Annotated in this window: 13 protein-coding genes; 6 read left to right on the forward strand and 7 right to left on the reverse strand. The window is 68.2% G+C overall.

Annotated elements, in window-relative coordinates; translation table 11 throughout:
- Nucleotides 1-168 precede the first annotated feature (168 nt).
- Entirely contained in the window at nt 169-945 is a 777-nt protein-coding gene (locus G7Z99_RS13680; RefSeq protein ID WP_181094649.1) for a helix-turn-helix transcriptional regulator, read from the reverse strand.
- Between the two features lie 326 nt (nt 946-1271).
- Between G7Z99_RS13680 and G7Z99_RS13685 the strand changes: the two genes are divergently transcribed.
- The 5 genes from G7Z99_RS13685 to G7Z99_RS13705 are packed head-to-tail and all read left to right on the forward strand — an operon-like array spanning nt 1272 to nt 7717.
- The gene (locus G7Z99_RS13685) at nt 1272-2897 is read left to right on the forward strand and encodes an APC family permease (RefSeq protein WP_181094650.1); all 1626 of its coding nucleotides are present in this window, start codon (nt 1272-1274) and stop codon (nt 2895-2897) included.
- A gap of 22 nt (nt 2898-2919) precedes the next feature.
- On the forward strand, nt 2920-3846 hold the full coding sequence (locus tag G7Z99_RS13690) for a 4-hydroxyproline epimerase (protein ID WP_181094651.1): 927 nt from the start codon (nt 2920-2922) through the stop codon (nt 3844-3846).
- Between the two features lie 37 nt (nt 3847-3883).
- Nucleotides 3884-4831, forward strand: a complete 948-nt coding sequence (locus G7Z99_RS13695) for a dihydrodipicolinate synthase family protein (protein ID WP_181094652.1) — start codon at nt 3884-3886, stop codon at nt 4829-4831.
- 54 nt (nt 4832-4885) lie between these two features.
- Complete coding sequence (locus G7Z99_RS13700) at nt 4886-6463, forward strand: aldehyde dehydrogenase (NADP(+)) (RefSeq protein ID WP_181094653.1); 1578 nt, start codon at nt 4886-4888, stop codon at nt 6461-6463.
- A gap of 3 nt (nt 6464-6466) precedes the next feature.
- Nucleotides 6467-7717 carry an NAD(P)/FAD-dependent oxidoreductase gene (locus G7Z99_RS13705; RefSeq protein WP_181094655.1) on the forward strand — a complete coding sequence of 417 codons (1251 nt, stop codon included), beginning with the start codon at nt 6467-6469 and terminating at the stop codon, nt 7715-7717.
- A 73-nt stretch (nt 7718-7790) separates the two neighbouring features.
- Here G7Z99_RS13705 and G7Z99_RS13710 read toward each other — a convergent pair whose 3' ends face one another.
- Nucleotides 7791-9140, reverse strand: coding sequence for an aminotransferase-like domain-containing protein (locus G7Z99_RS13710; RefSeq protein WP_181094657.1), 1350 nt, complete (start codon nt 9138-9140; stop codon nt 7791-7793).
- A 149-nt stretch (nt 9141-9289) separates the two neighbouring features.
- On the opposite strand from G7Z99_RS13710, the gene G7Z99_RS13715 reads away from it, so the two are divergent.
- Nucleotides 9290-10483, forward strand: a complete 1194-nt coding sequence (locus G7Z99_RS13715; RefSeq protein WP_181094659.1) for an MFS transporter — start codon at nt 9290-9292, stop codon at nt 10481-10483.
- A gap of 48 nt (nt 10484-10531) precedes the next feature.
- Here G7Z99_RS13715 and G7Z99_RS13720 read toward each other — a convergent pair whose 3' ends face one another.
- From G7Z99_RS13720 to G7Z99_RS13740, 5 genes are all read right to left on the reverse strand, one after another.
- Nucleotides 10532-11827, reverse strand: a complete 1296-nt coding sequence (locus G7Z99_RS13720) for an NAD(P)/FAD-dependent oxidoreductase (protein ID WP_181094661.1) — start codon at nt 11825-11827, stop codon at nt 10532-10534.
- Between the two features lie 388 nt (nt 11828-12215).
- Entirely contained in the window at nt 12216-12845 is a 630-nt protein-coding gene (locus G7Z99_RS13725; protein ID WP_181094663.1) for a DUF1780 domain-containing protein, read from the reverse strand.
- A gap of 308 nt (nt 12846-13153) precedes the next feature.
- Nucleotides 13154-13354 (reverse strand): DNA gyrase inhibitor YacG, encoded by a 201-nt coding sequence (gene yacG / locus G7Z99_RS13730; RefSeq protein WP_181094665.1) that lies wholly within the window; start codon nt 13352-13354, stop codon nt 13154-13156.
- The gene (gene coaE, locus G7Z99_RS13735; RefSeq protein WP_181094667.1) at nt 13351-13974 is read right to left on the reverse strand and encodes a dephospho-CoA kinase; all 624 of its coding nucleotides are present in this window, start codon (nt 13972-13974) and stop codon (nt 13351-13353) included. The genes yacG and coaE overlap by 4 nt, the downstream gene beginning before the upstream one ends.
- Nucleotides 13971-14792, reverse strand: a complete 822-nt coding sequence (locus tag G7Z99_RS13740) for a prepilin peptidase (protein ID WP_375139159.1) — start codon at nt 14790-14792, stop codon at nt 13971-13973. Before G7Z99_RS13740 ends, coaE begins: the two co-directional genes overlap by 4 nt.
- Nucleotides 14793-14816 lie beyond the last annotated feature (24 nt).

Consider the following 14816-nt stretch of genomic DNA (forward strand, 5'->3'; position numbering starts at 1 on the left):
TCTACAATGCGGGCTCGATGCCCTAGGAGCGGCTCTGCTTCATGGCCTTCCCTCGATGATCAGTCGAGAACTTTGGCCTGCAATGAGGCAAAAGTCGAGATACAAGGAGCGGCCCCTGTGCCGCGATAGGCCGCGCAGCGGCCTCTCTCCCACCCCCTCCCTTGCCTCTCACCCAACCCCCGTCGCCTGCCGATACTGCCGCGGCGTAAACCCCGTGAGCTGCTTGAACTGGCGGCTGAACGCACTGTGATCCGTATAACCACACTGCATCGCCACCTCGGTGATCGGCACCTCGGTGTGCAACAACCGGTGCGCATGCTCCAGGCGCGCCTTGTGGATCATCTGTCGCGGGGTGAGGTGGAAGATCCGTTTGCAGTAGCGCTCCAGCTGGGCCACCGACAAACCCGCGATGCGTGTCAGCTCGCGCAGGCTGATCGGCTGGTGAAAGTGCTGGCGAATGTGTTCGTCCACCGCCGCCAGGCGCTGGTACGCCGGGTGCGTGTCGGCCGCCGACTCGAGGTCGACCGAAGTGCCGACCAGGCCGATGATGGCGCCGCTCGCGCCGTGCAGCGGGCGCTTGTGGGTCAGGCACCAGCCCGGTTCCCGGGTGCCATACAGGTGCAGCTCCAATTGGTCCTCCAGGACCCAGCCATGTTCGAGCACGCGACGATCCTGCTCGGTGTAGCCCGGCCCCAGTTGCGCCGGGAATACCTCGGCACTGGTCTTGCCCAGCAGGGGCGCCAGGTCCTTGAGGCCGCAGCGCCGTACCAGGGTGTGATTGGCCAGCACGTAACGGGCCTCCAGGTCCTTGATGAAGATCGCGGCATTGGGCAGGGCGTCGAGGATGGGCAGCAACAGGGCGACACCGCCCAGCAGCGTGTCGAGCGAGACGGGTCGATGCTGCGCCAGGCCGCGGTAGAGCTGATTCAGTGCGCTGGCGGACATGGTAAAGGTCTCGGTGATGGGCAAGGCTGTGCGCGAACGTCCGGGCGAGGGCAGGGGAGCACCAGGGGCCGCGCGTGCCTCTGATCCGACACCGCAGCCCTTGTACGACGTGGGTTACAGCCTAGCCATGCGGCCCATGCGAGCGCCAGCCTTTTCCAACACTGTGCCGATTTCGTCATCTCTCGCGCGCAAAAGTATCAAGAACCGGACCGCGCTTCGGTTCACGCTATGTCCCACGCAAGCCGCCCCTTCCCACCACAACGCGGCACGCCATACCGTTTTCGTGACAGACCTGCCTATCCAATAACCAACAAAAAGGCGAACCCATGTCAGGCAAATTCAAGAAACAGCTGTCCTTGCTGGACCTCACCTTCATCGGCCTGGGCGCCATCTTCGGCTCCGGCTGGCTGTTCGCCGCCAGCCACGTCTCGGCCATCGCCGGTCCGGCCGGCATCCTCTCCTGGTTCCTGGGCGGCTTCGCCGTGCTGTTGCTGGGCATCGTCTACTGCGAGCTGGGCGCCGCCTTGCCACGCGCCGGCGGCGTGGTGCGCTATCCGGTGTACTCCCACGGCCCCTTGCTCGGCTATCTGATGGGCTTCATCACCCTGATCGCCTTCTCCAGCCTGATCGCCATCGAAGTGGTCGCCTCACGGCAGTACGCCGCCGCCTGGTTCCCGGCGCTGACCAAGACCGGCTCCAGCGACCCGACCGTCCTGGGGTGGCTGGTGCAGTTCGCCTTGCTGGGGCTGTTCTTCTTCCTCAACTACCGCAGCGTGAAGACCTTCGCCAAGGCCAACAACCTGATCAGCGTCTTCAAGTTCATCGTGCCGCTGCTGGTGATCGGCGTGCTGTTCACCTTCTTCAAGCCGGAAAACTTCGAGGTCCAGGGCTTTGCCCCGTTCGGTCTGTCCGGTGTGGAAATGGCCGTGTCGGCCGGCGGCATCATCTTCGCCTACCTCGGGCTGACCCCGATCATTTCGGTCGCCAGCGAAGTGAAGAACCCGCAGCGCACCATCCCCATCGCGCTGATCCTTTCGGTGCTGCTGTCCACGGCGATCTACGCCCTGCTGCAACTGGCCTTCCTCGGCAGCGTACCGACCGAGATGCTGGCCAATGGCTGGGCAGGCGTGACCCAGGCGCTGGCGCTGCCGTACCGCGACATCGCCCTGGCCCTGGGCGTGGGCTGGCTGGCGTACCTGGTGGTGGCCGATGCGGTGATCTCGCCGAGCGGCTGCGGCAACATCTACATGAACGCCACCCCACGGGTGATCTACGGCTGGGCACAGACCGGGACCTTCTTCCGCTATTTCACCCGCATCGACGCCGAGTCCGGCATCCCGCGGCCGGCCCTGTGGCTGACCTTCGGCCTGTCGGTGTTCTGGACGCTGCCGTTCCCGTCCTGGGAAGCGCTGATCAACGTGGTGTCGGCCGCGCTGGTGCTGAGCTACGCCGTGGCCCCGGTCACCGTCGCCGCACTGCGCCGCAATGCCCCCGACCTGCCGCGCCCGTTCCGGGTCATGGGCATGGGGGTGCTCGGCCCGCTGTCGTTCATCATCGCCGCGCTGATCGTGTACTGGTCCGGGTGGAAGACCGTGTCCTGGCTGCTGGCCCTGCAGATCGTGATGTTCGGGCTGTACCTGCTGTGCGCGCGCTTCGTCCCCACCCATCACCTGTCGCTGGCCCAGCAGGTGCGCAGCTCGGCCTGGCTGATCGGCTTCTACGCGGTGACCATCCTGCTGTCCTGGCTGGGCAGCTTCGGTGGCCTGGGTGTCATTGGCCACCCGGCGGACACGGTGATCGTGGCCGTCTGCGCCCTGGGCATCTACTACTGGGGCGCGGCCACCGGTGTACCGGCGCACCTGGTGCGCCTGGACAACGACGACGAAAGCGAAACCGACGCCGAGCGGGCAGATGCGCCACGCACCGCGGCCGTCGCCTCTCGAACCGCTTGAGCTTCTTGCACAGGACAGGCTTATGAAACGCATCCACGTCATCGACTCCCACACCGGCGGTGAGCCCACGCGCCTGGTCATGAGCGGCTTTCCCGCCCTGCACGGGCGTGACATGGCCCAGCAGCGCGACGAACTGCGCGAGCAGCACGACCACTGGCGGCGTGCCTGCCTGCTGGAGCCACGGGGCAACGAGGTGCTGGTGGGCGCGCTGCATTGCCCACCGGTGTCGCCCGAGGCCACGTGCGGGGTGATCTTCTTCAACAACGCCGGTTACCTGAACATGTGCGGCCACGGCACCATCGGCCTGATCGCCTCGCTGCAGCACCTGGGGCTGATCGATCCCGGCGTGCACCTGATCGACACGCCTGTCGGCCAGGTGAGCGCCACCCTGCATGCGGATGGTGCCGTCACCGTCGGCAACGTGCCGTCCTACCGCTACCGCCGGCAGGTGGCCGTCGAGCTGCCGGGCCACGGGGTGGTGCACGGCGACGTCGCCTGGGGTGGCAACTGGTTCTTCCTGGTCGCCGAGCATGGCCAGCGGCTCACGCTGGACAACCGCGACGCGCTCACCGCCTACACCTGGGCCTTGCTCCAGGCACTGGCCGACCAAGGCATCACCGGCGAGCACGGCGCGCCCATCGACCATGTCGAGCTGTTCGCCGACGACGCCGAGGCTGACAGCCGCAATTTCGTGATGTGCCCCGGCAAGGCCTACGACCGCTCGCCCTGCGGCACCGGCACCAGCGCCAAGCTGGCCTGCCTGGCCGCCGACGGCAAGCTGGCTCCCGGCCAGGCCTGGGTTCAGGCCAGCATCACCGGCAGCCAGTTCCAGGGCCGTTACGAGCGCGACGGCGAGCGCATTCGCCCGTTCATCACCGGCCGGGCGCACATGACCGCCGACAGCACGCTGCTGATCGACGAGCAAGACCCTTTCGCCTGGGGCATCTGACCCCGGCCTTCCCACACGACCACGAGGAGCGACAACGATGAACACCAGCATCTTCACGGGCACCATGCCCGCCCTGATGACCCCCTGCACCGCGGACCGCACCCCAGACTTCGACGCCCTGGTGCGCAAGGGCCGCGAGCTGATCGAGGCGGGCATGAGCGCGGTGGTGTACTGCGGCTCGATGGGCGACTGGCCGCTGCTGACCGAGGCCGAGCGCCAGGAAGGCGTAGCGCGCCTGGTGGCTGCCGGCGTGCCGACCATCGTCGGCACCGGGGCGGTCAACACCCGCGAGGCGGTGTCCCATGCGGCCCATGCAGCCCGGGTCGGCGCTGCCGGCCTGATGGTCATCCCGCGCGTGCTCAGCCGTGGCGCTTCGCCCATCGCCCAACGGCATCATTTTTCCGCCATTCTGGCCGCGGCGCCTGCGCTGCCTGCGGTGATCTACAACAGCCCCTACTACGGGTTCGCCACCCGCGCCGACCTGTTCTTCGCGCTGCGCCGTGAGTTCCCCAACCTGATCGGCTTCAAGGAGTTCGGCGGTGGCGCCGACCTGCGCTACGCCGCCGAACACATCACTTCCCAGGACGACGACGTGACCTTGATGGTCGGGGTCGACACCCAGGTCGTGCACGGTTTCGTCAATTGCAACGCGACCGGCGCCATCACCGGCATCGGCAATGCCCTGCCGCGCGAAGTGCTGCACCTGGTGAGCCTGAGCAAGCAGGCGGCCAAGGGCGATGCCCGCGCCCGGCGCCTGGCCCGGGAGCTGGAAGCCGCCCTGGCGGTGCTCTCGTCGTTCGATGAAGGCTGCGACCTGGTGCTGTACTACAAGCACCTGATGGTGCTCAACGGCGACACCGAGTACAGCCTGCATTTCAACGCCAGCGATGCGCTCAGCGATGCCCAGCGCCACTACGCCGAGCAGCAGTACGGCCTGTTCCGCAGCTGGTACGCCGACTGGTCGGCGCAACAGAACGTCGCCTGACGCCGCGGGGCCGTCAGGCGGCCCCAGACGCCCTTGAATTCCCCCGGAGGCTCCATGACCCTGACAGGCAACATGCTGATCGGCCAGACACCCGTGGCCGGGAACCGCGAGGCCATCCACGGCATCGACCCGAGCACTGGCCAGGTGCTGGCGCCCGCCTATCGCGGCGGCGACGCCGACCATGTGGCGCGTGCCTGCGCCCTGGCCTGGTCGGCGTTCGACCGCTACCGCGAGACGTCGCTGGAGGACCGCGCGCGATTTCTCGACACCATCGCCCACGAAATCGAGGCCTTGGGCGATGCCCTGATCGAGCGCGCCGCTGCCGAAACCGGTTTGCCCACCGCACGTCTTCAGGGCGAGCGTGCCCGGACCTGCGGTCAATTGCGCACGTTCGCCCGCGTCGTTCGGGCCGGTGAGTGGCTCGACGTGCGTGTCGACACCGCGCAGCCCGAGCGCCAGCCGCTGGCCCGGCCCGATCTGCGCCAGCGACAGGTCGCGCTGGGCCCGGTCGCCGTGTTCGGCGCCAGCAATTTCCCCCTGGCCTTCTCGGTGGCCGGGGGCGATACCGCCTCGGCCCTGGCGGCCGGCTGCCCGGTGGTGGTCAAGGCCCATGGCGCCCACCCCGGCACCAGCGAGCTGGTCGGCCAGGCCGTGGCCCGTGCCGTGCAGGCCTGCGGCCTGCCGGAAGGGGTGTTTTCCCTGCTTCATGGGTCCGGTCGCGAGGTCGGGATCGCGCTGGTCAGCGACCCGCGCATCAAGGCCGTCGGCTTCACCGGCTCGCGCAGTGGTGGCCTTGCCTTGTGCCAGGCCGCGCAGGCGCGTCCCGAGCCGATCCCCGTCTATGCGGAGATGAGCTCGATCAACCCGGTGTTCCTCTTCGAGGCGGCGTTGAGCGCGCAGGCCGAGGCGTTGGCGCAGGGGTTCGTCGCCTCGTTGATCCAGGGCGCCGGGCAGTTCTGCACCAACCCGGGGCTGGTGATCGCACGGCAGGGGCCGGCTCTGCAGCGGTTCGTCGCCTGTGCGAGCGAACCGCTGCACCAGAGCGCTGCGCAGACCATGCTCACGCCAGGCATCCACGGCGCGTACCAGGCCGGTGTGGAGGCCTTGGGCGCACAGGCCCAGGCCGAGCTGATCGCCCAGGGGCAGCCTGGCACCGGGCCGAACCAGGGCCAGGCGCACCTGTTCGTCACCCAGGCCCAGGCGTTTCTCGACGAACCTGCGTTGCAGGCTGAAGTCTTCGGCGCAACGGCCTTGCTGGTCACCTGCGACAGCGACGAGCAGATGCGGCAGGTCGCTGAGCACCTGGACGGTCAGTTGACTGCGACCTTGCATCTGGACGACGACGACCTGGCCCGTGCGCAGGCCCTGCTGCCGACGCTGGAGCGCAAGGCCGGGCGTATCCTGGTCAATGGCTGGCCCACCGGGGTCGAGGTGTGCGATGCCATGGTGCACGGCGGGCCGTTCCCGGCCACGTCCGATGCGCGCAGCACCTCGGTGGGCACGGCGGCCATCCTGCGCTTCCTGCGTCCGGTGTGCTACCAAGGCTTCCCCGAGGCCCTGCTGCCGGAAGCGCTCAAGCCTGGCAACCCGCTGCATCTGCGGCGTCTGCTCGACGGCGAACGGGAAGGCTGACCGATGCGCGACCCTCATCCCGCCCATGACCTGCTCGTGGTCGGCGCCGGCATCGTCGGCGTCGCCTGTGCCCTGCAGCTGGCGCGCCAGGGCCGTCAGGTGACCCTGATCGACCGGCAGGCGCCGGGCCAGGGCGCCTCCTTCGGCAACGCCGGACACCTGGCCACCGAACAGGTGTTTCCGATCGCCGACCTGTCGATCCTCGCGCGCTTGCCCGGCATGCTGCGCGACCCGATGGGGCCACTGCGCCTGGACTGGAAATACCTGCCCCAGGCCACGCCCTGGTTCGCCCGGTTGCTGCTCAACCTGCGCCCGGCGCCGTTTCGGCGCAGCGTGGCCGGTCTGCGCACGCTGAACGAAGCCAGCCTGGCGGCCTGGCAGCGGTTGTTGGCGTCCATCGACCGCAGCGACCTGTTTCGCGAGGACGGCTCGCTGCTGGTGTTCGAGCGGGCCGAATCACAGCCAGTGCTCGAGGCGTTGCGCACACGCCTGCAGCAGCACGGCGTGCCGGTGCAGGCCTGGGCAGCCGAGGCGGTCCAGGCGGTCGCGCCTCAGCTCAGCCAGGCGGTGCGCGGTGGGCTGTACTTCCCGCGCACCGGCCACTTTCTCGACCCCTACCGTGTGGTGCGCGAGCTGTTTGCCGCCGCCCAGGCCAGCGGTGTGCGCTTTCTCCAGGCCCAGGTCGACGACGGCTGGCTGCACGGCGACGGGGTCAGCCTGCGCAGCGACCAAGGGGTGCTGACGGCACGCCAGGTGCTGATCAGCTGCGGCGCGCACTCCGCGCACCTGACCCAGGCGCTCACCGGCATCCGGGTGCCGCTGGACACCGAGCGCGGCTACCACCTGATGCTGCCCCACGAGCACCAGCGCCTGCCGTTCGCGGTCACCTCGCTGGAGCGCAAGTTCATCATGACGCCCATGACCGAAGGGCTGCGCCTGGCCGGCACGGTGGAGTTCGCCGGACTGCATGCGCCGGCGAACATGCAGCGCGCCTGGCAGTTGCACCGCCTGAGCGATGGGCTGTTCCGGCAGGCGCTCGACGCACGCGACGCCACGCCGTGGATGGGGTTTCGCCCGTCGCTGCCGGATTCGCTCCCGGTCATCGACCGGGTCTGCGACGGCCGCGTGCTGTTGGCGTTCGGCCACCAGCACCTGGGGCTGACCCAGGCCGCCGTGACCGCCGAATGGATCGGCCGTCTGGCCGAACAGGCGAACGGGGAGGGGCTGGCGGCCTACCGGTTGGGGCGGTTCTGAGGGGCGAGCGACAAGCGCCAGGCTGGGCAGGGCTGTCGCGCCACTGCAGTCTGCTTGCAGCTTGCAGCCCTCCCTAACCCACCGGATCCACCGCAAAGAACCCCTCCAGCGCGGGCGTGAAATGGGTGCAGTTGATGCGGGCGAGGTGGCGGTAGTCGCGGGTCACCGAGAAGGACGAGCCGGGCATCAGCAGCACGCGCTGGCGTTCCAGGGCCTGCATGAACGGCTGCAGGTCCGGTAGCGCGGGGTGGGAGGCCCACAGGAACATGCCGCCTGCGGGCACGATGTCGAAGGTCCAGCCGTGCGTGCGCAGGGCGCGCTGGGTCTGGGCCTGACGGGTGATGAGCTTTTGCTGCAGGTCCTTCATGTGTCCGGCATAGGTACCGTCGGCCAGGATGGTGTTGACGAAGCGTTCGCAGAACGCCGGCACGGCCACGCAGGTCAGCAGCTTCAAGCGGGTCAACGGTTCGATGAAGTCACGGGCGCAGGCGATGTAGCCCACGCGCAGCGACGCCGACAGGCACTTGGAGAAACTGCCGATGTAGATCACCCGGTCCAGCGCATCGAGTTCGGCCAGGGTCTGGCGCGGGGTGGTGCTGAAGTCGCCGTAGACGTCGTCCTCCACCACCACCAGGTCATGGGCCACGGCCAGGCCCAGCACCTTGAAGGCGGTGTGCGGCGCGATGTTGCCGCCGGTGGGGTTGTGGAAGGTGCTGTTGCAGAAGAACGCCTTCACCCGGTACTGGGCCAGGTGCTGCGCCATGACCGTGACGTCGGGGCCGTCCTGCAGGCGCGGGATGCCGATCACCTGCGCGCCGGCCAGTTGCAGGAGCTTGATCAGGTTGCCGTTGCACGGCTCGTCGACGAACACCCGATCGCCCGGCGTGATCAGCAGCCTGGCCACCAGGTCCAGTGCCTGGGTGGCGCCCAAGGTGGTGAGGATCTGGCTCGGGCAGGCCTCGACGCGGGTCATGCGCTTGAGGTGCACGCTGAGCTGCTTGCGCAGGGGGAGGTGGCCAGAGATGTCGCCGTATTCCACCAGCGCGCTTTGCTCCAGGCGTGCCGTTCGACGGATCGCCTTGGTCAGCAGGTCGGTGTCGCGCCAGGCGGCCGGTAGCCAGCCGCAGCCCAGCTTGGTGTACTGCGGCCCCCCTTGCAGCAGCTTGAACAAGGGGTCGCTGACGGTGAATTCAGGCGTCAGGGGTTCGGCGGCGGCAGCCTGGCCCGCGACGAAATAGCCACGCCCCGGCTGGGCGATCAGCAGGCCTTCGCTGACCAGTCGCGCGCAGGCACGCACCACGGTGTGGTAGCTGGCATCCTGGCCGGCGACGAACGTGCGGATCGAGGGCAGCCGTTGGCCGGCCACCCATTCGCCTGCCTGGAGGCGTCGCTTCAAGGACAGGTAGAAGGTGTCTGGGCTCATGGGCATCACGGGGCAGGCCAGCTGTTAGGAAAAGCACGCTAACAGTTAGCGAGGACGCTTGTCGACTGTGCGCCGATCACTGCGCGCACGGTGGGATCATGAGCCCTGTACAGCGACACTCCGTCGCTCGACCTGCACGAGCCTCTGCCATGACCGACGCGTTGCCCCGCCGCACCTACCTGTACTTCGCCGCGCAGTCGATCAACCTGACGGCTGCGGTCATGTCGGTCACCATGGCCGCCATCGTCGGCTCGGCGCTCGCCCCCAGCGCCGCCTGGGCCACCGTGCCCTATGGGTGTCAGTTCCTCTTCGTACTGCTGGCGACGTACCCGGCGGCCCGGCTGATGGCGTCGATCGGCCGCAAGAAAGCCTTCCTGCTGGGCACCATCCCCTTGCTGGTCGCGGGCGTGACGGGGTACCTCGCGATCGCACACCAGCAGTTCTCGCTTCTGGTGCTCAGCCATGCGGCGCTGGGCGTCTACATTGCCTTCGCCAACTTCAACCGGTTCGCCGCGACCGACCACCTGGCGCCTTCGCTCAAGCCCAAGGCATTGTCGCTGGTGGTGGCCGGCGGCGTGCTGGCGGCCGTGTTCGGGCCGCTGCTGACGGAGGCCTTGAGGGGCGTGGCGGGCTTCCCGGTGTTTTCGTTGTGCTACGCCGCCTTCATCGGGCTGGCCGTGGTATCCGGGTTGCTGGCGGTCTGCCTGCCGGCGGACGCGCCGCAGCTAGCCCAGCGTCAGCAGCCTGCCGCCTCGGCCGAGGCCGGGCGGGTGACGCCGGACATCGCCGTGGCCATGGCCGTGGCCGGCATCGGGTATGGCGTCATGAACCTGCTGATGATCCAGGCCTCGATGCACATGCGGCACCTGCACGCGGACTTCGCCGACATTCGTCTGGCGATCCAGTGGCACGTGATCGCCATGTTCGCGCCGTCCTTCTTCACCGGGCACATCATCCGGCGGCTCGGGATCAAGACCACGCTGCACACGGGCTTCGCCTTGCTGCTGGGCTGCATGGCGCTCAACCTGGCCGGGGGTGGCCATGGGCTGATGACCCTGTCGCTGGTGGTGCTCGGGCTGGGCTGGAACCTGACCTACGTGGGTGGCGGGGCGCTGCTGACCCAGGCGTTGCACGGCAGCCCGGTGGCGTTCCAGATGCAGGGCAAGAACGACCTGGTGATCGCCCTGAGCGCGACCGTGGGCGCCTTCGCGCCTTCGCTGCTGTTCAGCAGCGTGGGCTGGGATGGCACCAACGTGCTGTGCCTGGTGCTGTGCGTCGCGGTATGGATCGCGATGGGGGTGCTGCTTGGCAAGGGCCGGCAGCCACGACCGTTGGCGTCCTGACCCCAGACCGGGCAGGGCGGGCAGCCTCGACGCTGCCCGCCGCGCAGGTCAGTGCAGTTTCAAGCGTGGCTCGGTGCCGCGGCCGATACGGCTGCCCAGCATCAGCATGAGGGTGCGAAAGGTGCCGTACAGCGCCATCTGGTGCATGCGGTACAACGACACGTAGAACATCCGCGCCAGCCAGCCTTCGAGCATCACGCTGCCGGTCAGATTGCCCATCAGGTTGCCCACTGCCGAGAAGCGCGACAGCGAGACCAGCGAGCCGTAGTCACGGTAGGCGTAGGTCGGCAGCGGCTTGCCTTCCAGACGCGCCTTCAGGCTCTTGACCAGCAGCGAGGCCTGTTGGTGCGCGGCCTGGGCGCGCGGTGGCACGTTGCGATCGCTGTCCGGCTGCGGGCAGGCCGCGCAGTCACCGAAGGCGAAGATGTCGTCGTCGAGCGTGGTCTGCAAGGTCGGGCGCACCACCAGCTGGTTGATGCGGTTGGTTTCCAGGCCGTCGATGTCCTTGAGGAAGGCCGGCGCACGGATGCCCGCCGCCCAGACCTTGAAGCGCGCCTGGATCACCTCGCCGCTGGCGGTCTTGAGGCCGTCTTCGGTGACTTCGCTGACCGCGGCATTGGTCATCACGGTGATGCCCAGCTTCTCCAGGGTCTTGTGCACCGGCTTGCTGATGCGCTCTGGCAGGGCCGGCAGCACGCGCGGGCCCGCTTCGATCACGGTGATGTGCATGTCCTGGGGCTGGATGCTGTCCAGACCGTACGCGGCCAGCTCATGGGCCGCATGGTGCAGCTCGGCGGCCAGCTCGACCCCCGTGGCGCCCGCGCCGACGATGGCCACGCTGATCTTCTCGCTGGCGACATCGCCGGCATGGGCGCGCAGGTAGTGGTTGAGCAGTTGCTGGTGGAAGCGCTCGGCCTGCTTGCGGGTGTCCAGGAACAGGCAGTGCTGCGCCGCGCCCAGGGTGCCGAAGTCGTTGGTGTTGCTGCCCACGGCGATGACCAGGGTGTCGTAGCCCAGCACGCGCGCCGGCAGCAGTTCACGCCCGTCTTCGTCCAGGGTGGCGGCCAACTGGATCTGCTTGGCCTGGCGGTCCAGCCCGCTCATGCGCCCGAGCTGGAAGTTGAAGTGGTTCCACTTGGCCTGGGCCACGTAGTTCAGCTCGTCTTCCGAAGAGTTCAGCGAGCCGGCAGCCACTTCATGCAGCAGCGGCTTCCAGATGTGCGTCAGGTTGGCGTCGACCAGGGTGATGTCGGCCTGCTTGCGCTTGCCCAGGCGTTTGCCCAGGTGAGTCGCCAGTTCCAGGCCGCCGGCGCCGCCGCCGACGATCACGATGCGATGTGTCATGGGAGAGTCTCGTAAGGTTAAAGGAATGCGTGGCCTGGAAGGCCGGCCATGGCGTCCGGCAGCGGAGGGCGAGCGCAAGGCGGCTCAGAGCACCTGTCCACTGGGGCGACGGCGAAACGAGGCCCGACCCGACCACGGCGCATGAGCGCGCAGGGCACGACAGACGCCCTGCAGGCGCATGCCCGGCACAGGGCCGAGGGGAGGGGCGGTGGTCAACGACAGGACGCGGGTCTCGTGGAGACAGGCGACTGGTCATGCGGGGCCTCGTCGAATGGGCACTGGGACGTGCAGGCGCGACCTCGGGCGTTGGCGCAGGGGCTCGACCGGGGAGCGTGAACGTCCTTAATGCGGCAGAGTGTACGCTATCGCGCGTCGAGGCGGCAGAGGCTCACAGGCTGATGCCGACATCGAAGAGGATGCTGCGGCCCAGGTTGGCACGCAGAAAGTCCGGCGCGCCGGGGTGGGCGAACAGCACACGGGCGAAGGTCGGGCCGACCAGCGACAGCGAACGCCAGCCTTGACGCAGGTACTCGGTCGGCGGCGGGAAGTGGCTGTTGAGGTCGAGCACTTCGCGCTTGAGGCTGGTGAAGGCGATGATGTCCAGCGTGCCCAGGTCCAGGCCGCGCTCGCGGTAGTTGTGGGCCTTCTTGCGCAGGGTCGGTGCCAGCCGTTGCAGCAGCTCCGCCGCGCTGATCCGCCGGGGACGCGCTTCGCGGCGCACCAGCTGGCTGAGGGAGAAGGCACTGCGGCGTCGCTGCAACTCCTCGCGCCACTCATCGTTCAGGCGCCGCCCTTCGTCCAGCACGAAGAACACCTCGAACGCCGCGTCCCGGAACAGCACGTCCGGCGGCTCCTGCTCGGCGGGGGTGAAGTCTTCGCTGCGGTAGGCGATGTTCAGGCCTTGCAGCAGGCGCTGGCAGACCCAACGCTCACGCTCCCATTTGCGGGCATTGGAGAGGAAGGCGTTGGCCTGCTCGGCCTGGATGGTGAGCAGGCGCAGGTAATCTGAGTCATCCATGTACACAGCGTAGTCGCAAACTGTGACGGTATGAGGGCGAGCGGTGAGTGAGACGGTGGGGTAGGCGTGTAGAGGGCGATGGACTTCATGGGCCTTTCGAGTCCGATCGCGAGGTCGAGGTGAAAATGGGCCCTGGCGGGCCCAATCGAGGCACAGGGGCCGCTCACCCCGTAGCCGCACCACGGCATCGTAGGCAATCGCGGTCCCATGTGGGAGCGGCCCCCGTGCCGCGATTGGGCCCGCAGGGCCCATACCATCAGCCAACCCGTTACCTGACCAAAGCCAAGCTACCGGTAGCCCTCACCTTCTCAGTGCCGAGGCTCCAGATCCCCCGAATACAGTTCATCCTCGGACTCCGCCGCCCCGGCAATCTTGTGGTCCTCGGCGGCCCAGGCCCCCAGGTCGATCAGCTTGCAGCGGTCCGAGCAGAACGGCCGAAACGCATTGGCCTCCTTCCATTCCACGGGCGCGCCGCACGTGGGGCATTCAACGGTCATGGGCTGGCTCATGGCTGGCCTCCTCGTAAAGTCAGGTAAAAATCGTGCAGGCGATCGATCTGCGCGTGCAGCCACGCCAGGTCACGGTCGTTGGTCACGACGTCGTCGGCATGCTGCAAGCGCGCTTCACGCGACAGCTGCGCCGCCAGGATCGCCTGCACCTGTTCCGGTGTGGTGCCATCGCGCTGCAAAGTACGCTGCACCTGCAGTTCGCGCGGCGTGTCGATCACCAGCACGCGCTGGGTCTTGCGGTACTGGCCGGATTCGATCAGCAGGGGCGAGACGTACACCGCGTACGGCGATTGCGCCTTGGCCAGGTAGCTGAAGATCTCCTGCCCGATCAGCGGGTGCAGCAGCGCTTCGAGCCATTGCCGCTGTACCGGGTCGGCGAAGATCAACTGCCGCAGGGAAGCCCGGTCGAGCTGCCCGTCCGCTTGCAGGACGCCCGTGCCGAACCGCTCGACGATGCTCGCCAGGGCCGGGCGCCCAGGCTCGACCACCCAGCGCGCCGCCTGGTCGGCGTCCACCAGGTGCACGCCCAGTTCGACCAGCCGGTGCGCGGCGGCGCTCTTGCCGCTGCCGATGCCGCCCGTCAGGCCAAGTATCCAGGGGGTAGTGCCGAGGGTCGTCATCGAAATCCGATCAGTTGCAGGTAAGAGGCGCCTATTTCATCACCCCAGAGCACGGCAATCCACCCCGCGATGGCCAGATAAGGACCAAAGGGCATCACCGTCCCCAGCACCACGCCTGGCCGACGCAGCAACCACAGCCCTGCCACCGCACCGAGCAGCGACGACAGCACCAGCGTCAGCGGCAACACCTGCCAGCCGCCCCAGGCGCCGATCAGCGCCAACAGCTTGAAGTCGCCATGGCCCATGCCGTCCTTGCCCGTGATCAGCTTGAACAGCCAGAACACCGTCCACAACGACAGGTAGCCTGCCACCGCGCCCCAGAGCGCCCCGTGCAGCGGCACGAACAACCCCAGCGCATTGACGATCAGGCCCAGCCAAAGCATCGGCAGCACCAGCACGTCCGGCAGCACCTGATGCCGCGCATCGATCACGCTCAGCGCCAGCAGGCACCAGGTCAGCACGGCCAAGGCCACGGCCTGTTCGCCAGGGCCCAGGGACCAGGCCACCACCCCGGTCAGCGCCGCGCAGCCCAGCTCCATCGAAGCACGCCGCCCGGCGACAGGCTGGCCACACCGGTCGCAACGCTGGCGCCTTGGCAGGTAGCTGAGCCAGGCGATGCGCTGCCAGGCCAGCAGGCGACGGTCGCAGCCTGGGCAATGCGAGGCTGGCAGCCATGTATCGCAGCGCGCATGCACGGTGGGCGCAAGCCCCAGCAGCGCCCGGGCCTCGTCCTCCCAGTGGCGCTTGAGCAGCGCCGGCAGCCGACAGGTCACCACGTTCAGCGCGCTGCCCGCCAGCAGCCCGAGCAGGGTCGCCATGGCCAGGAAAGCCCCTGGTCGCTG

The organism is Pseudomonas entomophila (assembly GCF_013523165.1).
GTDB classification, from domain to species: domain Bacteria; phylum Pseudomonadota; class Gammaproteobacteria; order Pseudomonadales; family Pseudomonadaceae; genus Aquipseudomonas; species Aquipseudomonas entomophila_A.